The organism is Kitasatospora sp. NPDC096077 (genome assembly GCF_040303245.1).
Lineage (GTDB): Bacteria > Actinomycetota > Actinomycetes > Streptomycetales > Streptomycetaceae > Kitasatospora.
In genome coordinates this window covers 181434-191366 of sequence record NZ_JBEOSV010000011.1, presented here as the reverse complement: position 1 = coordinate 191366, position 9933 = coordinate 181434, and the positions used below count along the sequence as shown (strand labels likewise).

Here is a 9933-nt window from a genome sequence, read left to right as displayed (position 1 = left end):
GCCAGGGCCATCGCCTCGACCTCGACGTCGATGCGCGCTTGATCGGGGTCCACCTTCAAGAACACGTCGCCGACGCGCAGGGTCGCGCGCTCGGAGTGGGCGACGACGACTTCGACCTCATCCATGGCGGCCAGTGTCCCAGGACTGCCGATGACATTCCCTGGGTTATCGCGTGTCAGTCACAGCCCGGCTGTCGGCTCCTGCAGCCGATCGAGCGGCCTGCTCCTCACGCTCGACGAGGGCACCGCTTTCGAACTGGGCACCTGCACGGACCACTGCGACGAGGTGGGCTCCGGTGATCGCGCGCCGGCGTGTCCGGGCGGACGCGACGAGCTCGAACACCATCGCGAGCGCGGCGGCGGGACTGCCCGCGCCGCAGGCGGACACCACCGAGCGCCCGTCGCCCCCGTTCGAAGGCCCCTCCGTGCCTTCGACGACCGCCGGGTCAACGGCCTCCGAGGAGTTGAGCCCGCATGTTGTCGGCGTCTCCAGATCGCGAGCCTGTCGGTGGTGGGTGTCAGACTCGGCGCATGACGAGGTGCGACTACTTCTCCGCCGTCGACGACCAGGCAGCCGTCGCCGTGGTCGGGCTGCCCGGAGGGCCGGGCGAGGCAGGGCACGACGTGGTCTTCCTCAAGAACATCGACCCGGTGGTCGCGATCGCTCAGCTCGAAGCGATCCTCACGGACTGCACCTACGAGGAGGCCAGCCGGCGCCCGCGGTCGGGGCGGCTGCTGTCCTCTCCGGAGGACGACGCCTCGCTGGTGTTCAGCCTGTCGGACACCCTGGTCGAGGCCCTCGCCGCGGTCGCGCCGACTGCCCTGGCCCATGCTGCCGAGCCGTGGTCGATGACGGCCGAACTGCGGCAGTGCCAGGTCGACGCCCGGACGGCACTCGGTGTCCTGGAGTCCTTGGCGGGCCTGGTCCGGCGTGCTGGGGCGGCCGGCCTTCGTGTGTATTGCTGGTGGTCCCTGTGACCGGCGATGTGCGGCAGCCTGGACCGGCTCAGGAGGATCGCTCCGGGGCTGACGGTCGACGACGAGCCCCGGGGTGTGGGCTCACGCCGTCGGGGCGTCGAGCGGGTCGGAGGTGGCCGCTTCCTGGGCGGCCATGACCTCGTCGCCGTGTTCGAAGGCCCAGGCGCCGAAGGCGTCGATGGGCGCCAGCAAGGTCCGTCCCAGCGTGGTGAGTCGGTACTCGACCCGTGGGGGTGTGTCGGGGTGTTCCTGGCGGTCGACCAGGCCGTTGAACTGGAGCCGCCGCAGGGTCTCGGTGAGGACCTTGGAGCTGATGCCCCCGATCTGTTCGCGTAGTTCGACCGGGCGTCTGGGGCCGTCGCGCAGTGCCCAGAGCACCACGGCGTTCCAGGTGTTGGAGAGCAGGTCGAAGGCGAGGCGGGCTCGGCAGTCGGAGAGGAAGGCGTCGGTCGTCACGTACCGAATGGTGCCCGACCCGCCCTCTAACGTCGGTGTGAACGGTCAAAGGCGGGCACGGAGAGGGGACACGTGATGAGAATCGGCGTACTGGGCACGGGCAACATGGCAGAGGCGCTCGCCACCCACTGGGTGCGGGCCGGGCATCAGGTGGTCATCGGGGGGCGGGACCCGCACAAGGCGGAGCGGCTCTCGGCGCGGATCGGAGGCGGCGCGAAGCCCGCCGGTCTGCGCGCGGCGGCCGACGCCGGCCAGGTGGTGCTGGCCGCGCTGCCCTTCTCGGCGGGTGCGGAGGTGGCGCGGGAGCTGCGCGCGGCCCTGGCGGGCAAGGTGCTGCTCGACTGCTCCAACCCGGTCGGGCCGGGCTTCCGGCTGCTGACCGAGGGAGGCCCCTCGGCCGCGCAGCGACTTGCCGCGGCCGCGCCGGGAGCCCATGTGGTCAAGGCCTTCAACCTCTGCCACGAGGACGTGTGGCGGATGCGGCCGCCGGTGTTCGACGGACGACCGCTGGCCGTTCCGGTCTGCGGGGACGACGGGACGGCCCTCGTGCGCGTGCACGAGTTGGTACGGGACGTGGGCTGCGAACCCGTCGCCGGAGGTGGTCTCGACCGTGCGGGACTGCTCGAAGCGACCGCCGCGCTGTTCATCGCCCTGTGGGTCGGCGAGGGAGCGGATGCGCAGGCGATCGCTCCTCCGCTGGCGTACGCCGCCGGACCTCGCCGTTAGGGGTGCCGTCCCGTCGGCGATCCTCGGAGACCGGTAGATCCTCGGGGACCGCTGGATCCTCGGGGACCGCTAACCCCGCAGGTGGTGGCGGGTGTTGCCGAGGAGGGTGATCCGTACCCGGCGTTCGGTGAAGTGCCAGCGGCCGTCCGTGCGGGCGAAGCGGTCGTGGTAGCGGCCGGCGGCGATGGTCTGCAGCGGGAGTTCGGGCAGGGCCTGGAGGACCGTGACGTACGAGCGGGCGGTGGCGGTACCGGCGGGGTGGTCGAGTTCGACGGCGAGGTTGGTGGTGACGTGCTGGGTGCGGGGGGTTCCGTCCTCGTAGCGGATCACGGTGTCGTGGAACATCCGCTCGATCGCCTCGCGTCCGCGCAGCGGGGTGCCGCTGCCGATGAAGACGGCGTCGGCGAGCAGGTCGCCGAGGCCGGCGAAGTCGCCGTCGTCGACCAGTTCGGCGTAGCGCGCGATCAGGTTCTCGACGGCTCGGTGGTCGGGCGCGGTCAGGTCGGTCATGTCGGTCACGGTGCCTTCAGTGCTCGGTCTCGGTGCGGAACCGGACGGCGATCGCCCCGGCCCGGTCGATGTCGGTGGTGTCGTAGACGGCGACGGTGCCCACCGTCGAGGCGTCGCCCCAGCGGCACAGCACGGCGGTGACCTTGCCGGTCCTGGTCCCGCACTGCATCTCGCCACCCAGCGGTCCGGCGTCGACGGTCCGGGCGTCCTCGATCCGGGCGCCGGCGAAGAAGTTGTACAGGCCCCAGGACAGGGAGTGGGTCGCCATCTCGTGGGCGAGCTTCGGGTCCCACTGCGCGGTGGAGGCCGTGAGCAGCACGCTCGGCCGGTCGGCGTCCGGCGAGTCCCCGTAGAACCAGTAGCGTTCGGGGGTCGAGCCGGGCATCCGGGCCGCCAGGGCGTCGGCGTCGGCGCCGGTGATCAGGTGGTAGCCGGCGACCGTCTCCGGTGCGTCGACGGTGCGCCCGGTGGGGCCGGACGCGCCGGCCGGGCCGTAGTCGGAGTCCGTGCCCACCTCGACGGCCAGCGCGGTCACCAGGGCGCAGGCGACCAGGACCGTGGCCAGGACGCTGAGGGTGGTGCGCCGCCGGTGCAGCGCGGAGACCCGGGGTGCCTCCTCCAGGGTGCGGGCGACCGGATTGCGCCAACTACGGGTGAGCGACCAGCCGATGACGACCACGATCAGGGCGGGTATGCCCCATTCGGCCACGTACTGGCCCAGTTGGTAGGCATGCGAATGCACGTCGACGGCGAGGATCACGTCGCGCATCGTAGCGGTACGCACCGACACACGTCGGAGGGATTATCTCTCGCGTTCGAAGACCAGTTCCGTCCAGCTCACGTCCGTCCGCCCGTGCAGGTCGCCGCGTTCGCCGCGGTGGAGCAGCCGGAGGCCGTGGGACCGGGCCAGGGTGACGGTGTGCTCGGGCGGGAGGTCGAACATCCGGCGGCCGGGCGGGACGGGGCCGTGGCGCAGGGTGACGGCGAGGCGGCCGCCGGGCGCGAGCAGGCCGGCCACCGCGGCCATCGCGGGCGGGCACTCCGCGGGGGCGAGGTGCATCCACACCGCGGTGATCAGGACGAGGTCGAAGCGCCCGTCCTCCGCGCCCAACTGCGGGAGTCCGGGCAGCGCGTCCGCGACCCACCGCAGCTCGGCGTCCGGGTGCAACCGTCGTCCCACGGCCCGCAGTTCGGGGGTCGGCTCGACGGCGACCACCCGGTGGCCGAGGGCGGCCAGCGCGGCCGCGTCGCGCCCGGTGCCCGCGCCGATGTCCAACACCCGTGCGGGCGGCGCCGGGTAGAGGTGCAGCAGCGAGCGGTGGACCTGCGCGAAGTCCACGCTCTCGTACTGGACGGCGAGTTGCTCCGCCGCCTCGCCGTAGCCGGTGGTACCGGCAGGCCCGCCGGTCGCGCTGGTCACGCCGGTCACTCCGACTCCCGGACGACCACCGCGTCCCCGGCCGCGGCGGCGCCCGCGAAGAAGTCCCGCAGTTCGCGCAGGTCGTTGACGACGCGGGCGGCCCAGGACTCGGACCAGGGCGGCTCGGAGTCGAGTTGGGCGACCGTCCGGGCGAGCACCGTGTCCTGCTGGCGGACGAGTTCGCCGAGCGCCGAGTCGCGCAGGAAGATGAAGGCGGCGGCGACCTGTTCGGGGCGCAGCACCAGCATGTCGGTGCCGGTGGCGCGGTGCGCGCCGCCGTAGACGGGCAACCGGGCGGCGGGGTCGGGATGCAGGCCGTTCTCGGTGAGCGCGAGTTCCATCAGGACGGCCGTCTGCCGCACCCCGAGGGCGAGTCCGTCGGCGGCCAGCCGGTCGTAGCGGACGTCGCGGCTCCGGGGCACCAGTTCGCCGATCTCCTCCGGCGAACAGGCGTCCACGGCCTGCCCCGGCAGGCGGCGCCAGAAATGATCCACGGTCACCCGGAAAGCGTAGCGAACGGCGGGCGCGACGATCAGCGTCCAGGGGCCGCCCTGACGCGTTCTATGCCTCGCCGGGGTGCCAGGCGGGCCATTCCCAGGGGTGGTCGGCCCAGTGCACCTTGACCGGATCGTGCGGGTCGACCTCGGGAAAGACCTGGTGGACCCGGGGTTCGAACTCCTCGGGGGCGAGTGGTTCCCAGCCGTGGCCCTCGAAGTGGACGAGGCGGTACCGGCTGTCGGTGCGGAACTCGGCCACCTCGACCAGGTGTGCGGACGTGCTGTTGGTCTCCATGACCCCAGCATGTGGCGCGGCGGCAATGTGCGCCCGTCCAGACCCCTCTTCCGGGTCATGTCCCGGCGTCGGCGCGCTCGTTGAGCACGGAAAGGTACGGCGGGGGCGGCGCTGGGAGGACGAACAGATGACTGGGCAGCCCACCGGAGAGCAGTGGCAGTGGCCGCCGAACGCCTGGCAGCCGCCACCGGTCCCGATTCCCGCGCAGGCCGGTCCGCCACCGGTCGGTCCGCCATCGGCGGGCCCGCCGGAGCCCCCGGGGCCGGAGGCGCCGCCCCGCTCGCGGAAGGCCTGGGCGGTCGCGGCGGGCGGGACGCTCGCGGTGCTGGCGGCGGTGCTGGTGATGTGCGGGCCGGGCTCGGGCGACGACGTCCGGGTGGTGGCGGTGCCGGGGGCCTCGCCCTCCGCCGGCCTGCCGGACGACACCCCGACCGACCGCCTGTCGGTCCGCTCCCCGGGGGACAACCCGGGGGACACCCCGGCACCCTCCCCCGGGCCGTCCCCCGCCCCCGGGAGCAGCTCGGGGAGCACCTCGGGGGGCACCCCGGGAAACGCCCCGGGGGGCGGCGGGCCGGGCAGCGGCGACCAGGCCACCGGGGCGGTCGCCCCGGGCGGCCCGGAGCAGGCCGACGGCCGACGCGCGACGACCGGGGCCCACCCCAGGCCCGGCCGCAGCCCGCACCCGGGCGCCGGCGGCCGCCAGGCCCCCGACGCCACCCCGGGTGCCCCCGGCGTCCCCAGCCTCGGCCCGGGCACCATCTGTGACCAGGCCGAACGGGTCGGCCGCTGGCCGGCGAACTCGGAGCAGGCCCGCATCTGCCGCAGCGTCTACGGCTGAGCCGTCGAGGCCCCCGAAGCCGCCAACGGCTACGACGGCCCCAGCAGCCCCTTGTCCAGCCGCGGCGCCAGCACCCGGGCCAGGGTGTCCGTGATGTGCCCGGTGTCCCGGTAGAGCACCACGCCCTCCAGCACCGCCGGGCAACTGGGCCCGCTGCCCGGGCAGAGCACCGGCCCGAGGTCCAGGGTGTGCACGCCGTAGCGGGCCGCGAGGCCGCCGTCGAGCATCGGGTCGGGCTCGAAGGCGGTGTCGCGCGGGAAGAAGCAGGCGTCGGAGCGGCCGTCGGAGGCGGCCAGGCAGGTGGGGATGTCCTTGCCCGGCATCGGGGTGTCGCCGAGGTAGGCGAGCGGGGCGCCGAGCGCGGCCAGCCGGTCCAGGGTGCGGGTCCAGCCGACGGTGCGCTCCTCCTGGCTGCCGTAGCGGTTCAGCCCGGCCATGATCACCAGCCGGGGCTTGGGCCCGGAGGTGAGCCGGGTGAGGGTGTTCTCGCGCCAGCGGTCGCACTCGTCGTAGGTCCGGCCGAGGACGTCGTTGCGCACAGTCAGGGTGGCCAGCGGGCAGCCGGGCTTGACCAGTACCTCCAGGGCCCAGTGCCGCTGCTCGGCGAGCTTCAGTCCGGCGGAGATCCACTGTCCGGCGTGCGAGTCGCCGAGCAGCACGATCCGGTCCGGGCTGTTCTCGTCGCCGAAGAGGCAGCGCGGGCTGCTGTCGGCGTTGAGCGGGATCTCGCAGCCCTTGCCGGGTGGGAAGTCCTGCCGGGCGCGGGCGAGCGAGGGGGTGAGGCCGAGCACCCGGGTGCCGGGGGCGAGCAGGGCGGGCCCGTCGACGGCTCCGGCGGGGGCGGCGGCCGGGGTGTCGGCGGTGCCGCCGAGCGCCCGGACGGTGCCGCCGCCGAGGGTGAGGGCGGCGATCAGCGGGATGACCAGGGCGCTGGCGCCGACGGCCAGGCCGCGCCGGGGCGCCGGGCTGCTGCCGTAGCGCAGCGGCTGTTCGACCAGGCGCAGGGTGAGCCAGGCGGGCAGCGCGCTGGCGGCGGTGAGGGCGACCAGCACCGTCCAGGACAGCTGGCCGTACCGGGCCTGGGCGATGGTGAGCACCGGCCAGTGCCACAGGTACCAGGCGTACGAGAGGCGTCCGGCGGCGCGCAGCGGGCGGGTGGCGAGCAGTCCGCCGACCACGCGGTCGGACGGGGCGGCGAGCAGCAGGGCGGCGGTGCCGAGGACGGGCAGCAGGGCGGCCGCGCCCGGGAAGGGGGTGGTGCGGTCGTACCCGAAGACCGACCAGAGCACCGCCGCCAGGCCCGCCCAGCCCAGCAGCCGCAGCGCCCAGGTGCCGGCGCTCCCGGGGGTCCGGGCGACCAGCTCACCCCCGGTTGCCCCGGCGCTTCCGGCCGCCCCGGCGGCCCGGGCCGCGAGGGCGCTGCCCGCCAGGGCGGCGCAGGCCCCGGCCGCGAACTCCCAGAGCCGGCTGCCGGTGGAGAAGTAGGCCAGCGGCGCCGAGGTGGCCGTCCAGCGCAGGCAGAGGGCCAGCGAGATCCCGCCGACGGCGAGGGTGACGAGGGTGATCGCCAGGGTGCGGCGGCGGCCGTGCAGATAGCGGGCGAGGCCGAGCAGCAGGACGCCCCAGAGCAGGTAGAACTGGTTCTCCACGCCGAGGGACCAGAAGTGCTGGAGCGGGCTGGGGTCGCGTTCGGCGGCCAGGTAGTCGGTCTGCTGGCCGACGAAGCGCCAGTTGGCGAACTGGCCGGCCGCCGCGATCAGGTCGCGGGCGAGGTCGGTGCCGCGCAGCGGGTCGAGCAGGGCGCCGCCGGCCGCGGCGGTGGCGACCAGCACGGTGGCGGCGGCGGGCAGGATGCGGCGGGCCCGGCGGGCGGCGAAGTCCCACAGGCCGAGCGGGCGGCCGGTGAGCAGACCGGTGATCAGGAAGCCGGAGATGACGAAGAAGATGTCGACGCCGACGTAGCCCCCGGTCGGTCCGGGGACGGCGGCGTGGAAGGCGAGGACGGAGAGCACGGCGATGCCGCGCAGTCCCTCGATGTCGGGGCGGAAGGCGGTGCGCCGGCGGGGCTCGCCCGGCGACTCGACCTCGGCGGACCTCGGGGCGGTTCCGGTGGTTCCGGCGGCGACGGCCTGCCGGTCCACCCGGACGACTCCGGGCAACAGTTCGGCGGAAGGGGAGGCGGCGGCGGAGTTCGAGGACGACGGCGGTACGGCCGTTGGCACGGCAGGGCTCCTTGCTGGACAGGCAGCGGTGGTCGGGCCCGCCGGGCCGATGGGGCGGCCGGGCGGCGGGATCCGCGCCGGTGGGGCGACGCGCAAGGAAACGCAGCGGAGAAGCGAACGAGAGAAGCGAGTGCGAGAAGCGAGTGCGAGAAGCGAGTGCGAGAAGCGAGTGGGAGAACCGGACGATCAGAAGATCAGCGGATCGGCCCACCCGGAGGCGAGCACCCCGCACAGCAGCAGGACGGCGGTGACGGCGACGGCCTCCGGCTGCCCGAAGCCGAGTTCGGTGCGTCGCCGCACCGGCGCGGCGACCTCGCCGCCCGCCTTGGCGGCCCGGCCGAGCAGCGGCCACAGCGCCCGGATCAGCGGGACCATGGTGTACGCGGTCAGCCCGAGCAGCGCGGTGAGCGCCCAGAAGGGCCGCCAGCCGTACTCCAGTCCGGCGCGCACCAGGCCCGCCGCGCCCGCGAGGACGACGAACCCGAGCCAGCCGACCCCGAGTCGGGCGACGGTGCGGGCCAGTGAGGTCCCGCCCGACACGGCGCCGGTGGGCACCCAGTCGGCGGAGCGGCGCCGCAGCGCGTGGGCGATGGCGACCACGTGGCAGAGCCCGCCCAGGAGTTGGACCCGGGTGACCTCGAAACGCCAGCGGGTGCGGGACATCGCGGGCAGCAGGACGAGCGCGACCCAGATCGGGGGCAGGAAGGGCAGCACCTGCCAGGGCTGGATCTGCTCGGGTGCGAAGAACAGCATGATCAGCGCGGGCAGTGGCACGGCGAACACGTTCACCGCGCTGGTCACGTAGCCGAGGATGCCGTTCCAGAAGCAGAGCCGGGCCGAGCGCGAGATCGGCCCCCGGCGGAAGTCCGGGTCGCGCACGAGGGCCAGGGAGCCCAGGCACCAGCGGTACTGCTGGCTGACGAAGGCGGGCAGGCCGGTGGGCGACATGCCCTTGGCGACCAGCGCGGGCACGTAGCGGGTGCTCCACCCGGCCCGGGCGAGGGCGAGGCCGGTGTAGAGGTCCTCGCTGTGGTCGATCTCGGCGAAGCCGCCGATCCGCTGCAGGGCGGCGCGTCGGTAGAGCGCGTTGGTGCCGCAGCAGACGGTGCCGTCCTGGGCGTCCCGGGAGGGCTGGATCCAGCGGTAGAAGATCTCCTGGGTGGCTCCCGCGGCGCGTTCGAGCCAGGACATGTCGGCGTCGGTGTCGAAGCACTGCGGGCTCTGCACGATGCCGACCCCGGGGTTGTCCAGGTAGGGCACCAGGTGGTGCAGGAAGTCGGGGCGGGGGCAGAAGTCGGCGTCGAGCACGGCGATGATCTCGCCGTCGCCCTCGGCCAGGCCGTGGTTGAGGTTGCCGGCCTTCTTGAACCGGCCGCGGTCGGGGCGGGCGCGGTACCGGAAGCCGTAGGACTCGGCGAGTTCGCGGACCTCGGGGCGGTCTGCGTCGTCGAGGACCAGCACGGTGAGCGCGCCGGGCCAGCGGACCGCCGCGGTGTGCCGGTAGGCGTTGTCGAGGACGGCCAGCGGCTCACCGGCGGTGGGCAGCAGGAGGTCCACGCTCGGGTGGCGGGCCGGGTTCCAGGCGCGCAGCAGCAGGTCGTGCGAGTCGCGGGTGAAGCGGCGGGCGCGCTGGCCGTCGGCGAGCGAGAGCAGCCAGGTGGCGGCGTTGAGCAGGGTGAGCAGCAGGAACGGCCAGAGCAGCGGCTTGCTCAGCGCGAACAGGCCGAGGGTGGCGGTGGCTCCCGCGTAGGAGAGGGTGGCGCACAGCAGCACCCAGCGGCGCTGCGGGCCGAAGTACCAGTAGAGCTCCTCGTCGTCGGGCGGACCGGGGAGTCGGAGGTCGGGGTCCGCGGGTGTCCGGCGCGGACCGGTGTCGGGTGCGGGCATGGCGGTGCCATGGAGTACGGGCATGCGGAAATGGCCCCCCTGGGCAGCGGACGGGACTTTGCCGTTCGCCCACAGCCTCTCACATTGGTCTGGACCAATCATGAA

Annotated in this window: 11 protein-coding genes and 2 pseudogenes; 3 read left to right on the top strand and 10 right to left on the bottom strand. The window is 74.2% G+C overall.

Annotation, left to right across the window (positions count from 1 at the left end):
• Both ABTZ03_RS14145 and ABTZ03_RS44240 read right to left on the bottom strand, forming a co-directional pair.
• Positions 1 to 125: pseudogene (locus ABTZ03_RS14145) on the bottom strand (aminoglycoside phosphotransferase family protein); the annotation flags it as partial.
• 40 nt (positions 126 to 165) lie between these two features.
• A pseudogene (locus ABTZ03_RS44240) lies at positions 166 to 375 on the bottom strand (hypothetical protein); the annotation flags it as partial.
• A gap of 155 nt (positions 376 to 530) precedes the next feature.
• On the opposite strand from ABTZ03_RS44240, the gene ABTZ03_RS14140 reads away from it, so the two are divergent.
• Positions 531 to 977: a hypothetical protein gene (locus tag ABTZ03_RS14140; RefSeq protein WP_350513188.1), complete on the top strand. Its 447-nt coding sequence runs from the start codon at positions 531 to 533 to the stop codon at positions 975 to 977.
• 81 nt (positions 978 to 1058) lie between these two features.
• Here the strand turns inward: ABTZ03_RS14140 and ABTZ03_RS14135 are convergent, their stop codons facing one another.
• Positions 1059 to 1433 carry a winged helix-turn-helix transcriptional regulator gene (locus tag ABTZ03_RS14135; RefSeq protein ID WP_350513187.1) on the bottom strand — a complete coding sequence of 125 codons (375 nt, stop codon included), beginning with the start codon at positions 1431 to 1433 and terminating at the stop codon, positions 1059 to 1061.
• A 75-nt stretch (positions 1434 to 1508) separates the two neighbouring features.
• On the opposite strand from ABTZ03_RS14135, the gene ABTZ03_RS14130 reads away from it, so the two are divergent.
• Positions 1509 to 2159 (top strand): NADPH-dependent F420 reductase, encoded by a 651-nt coding sequence (locus tag ABTZ03_RS14130; RefSeq protein ID WP_350513186.1) that lies wholly within the window; start codon positions 1509 to 1511, stop codon positions 2157 to 2159.
• A 69-nt stretch (positions 2160 to 2228) separates the two neighbouring features.
• Here ABTZ03_RS14130 and ABTZ03_RS14125 read toward each other — a convergent pair whose 3' ends face one another.
• From ABTZ03_RS14125 to ABTZ03_RS14105, 5 genes are all read right to left on the bottom strand, one after another.
• The gene (locus ABTZ03_RS14125; RefSeq protein ID WP_350513185.1) at positions 2229 to 2669 is read right to left on the bottom strand and encodes a nuclear transport factor 2 family protein; all 441 of its coding nucleotides are present in this window, start codon (positions 2667 to 2669) and stop codon (positions 2229 to 2231) included.
• Positions 2670 to 2685: 16 nt separating this feature from the next.
• Positions 2686 to 3429, bottom strand: a complete 744-nt coding sequence (locus ABTZ03_RS14120; protein ID WP_350513184.1) for a hypothetical protein — start codon at positions 3427 to 3429, stop codon at positions 2686 to 2688.
• Between the two features lie 42 nt (positions 3430 to 3471).
• Positions 3472 to 4089, bottom strand: coding sequence for a class I SAM-dependent methyltransferase (locus ABTZ03_RS14115; RefSeq protein ID WP_350513183.1), 618 nt, complete (start codon positions 4087 to 4089; stop codon positions 3472 to 3474).
• 5 nt (positions 4090 to 4094) lie between these two features.
• Positions 4095 to 4589: a hypothetical protein gene (locus tag ABTZ03_RS14110; protein ID WP_350513182.1), complete on the bottom strand. Its 495-nt coding sequence runs from the start codon at positions 4587 to 4589 to the stop codon at positions 4095 to 4097.
• Between the two features lie 61 nt (positions 4590 to 4650).
• The gene (locus tag ABTZ03_RS14105; RefSeq protein WP_350513181.1) at positions 4651 to 4881 is read right to left on the bottom strand and encodes a hypothetical protein; all 231 of its coding nucleotides are present in this window, start codon (positions 4879 to 4881) and stop codon (positions 4651 to 4653) included.
• Between the two features lie 127 nt (positions 4882 to 5008).
• Here ABTZ03_RS14105 and ABTZ03_RS14100 point away from each other — a divergent pair, with 127 nt between their 5' ends.
• Positions 5009 to 5719 (top strand): hypothetical protein, encoded by a 711-nt coding sequence (locus tag ABTZ03_RS14100; protein WP_350513180.1) that lies wholly within the window; start codon positions 5009 to 5011, stop codon positions 5717 to 5719.
• 29 nt (positions 5720 to 5748) lie between these two features.
• Here ABTZ03_RS14100 and ABTZ03_RS14095 read toward each other — a convergent pair whose 3' ends face one another.
• Positions 5749 to 7941, bottom strand: coding sequence for an acyltransferase family protein (locus ABTZ03_RS14095; RefSeq protein ID WP_350513179.1), 2193 nt, complete (start codon positions 7939 to 7941; stop codon positions 5749 to 5751).
• Between the two features lie 186 nt (positions 7942 to 8127).
• Positions 8128 to 9828: a glycosyltransferase family 2 protein gene (locus ABTZ03_RS14090; protein ID WP_502894462.1), complete on the bottom strand. Its 1701-nt coding sequence runs from the start codon at positions 9826 to 9828 to the stop codon at positions 8128 to 8130.
• Positions 9829 to 9933 lie beyond the last annotated feature (105 nt).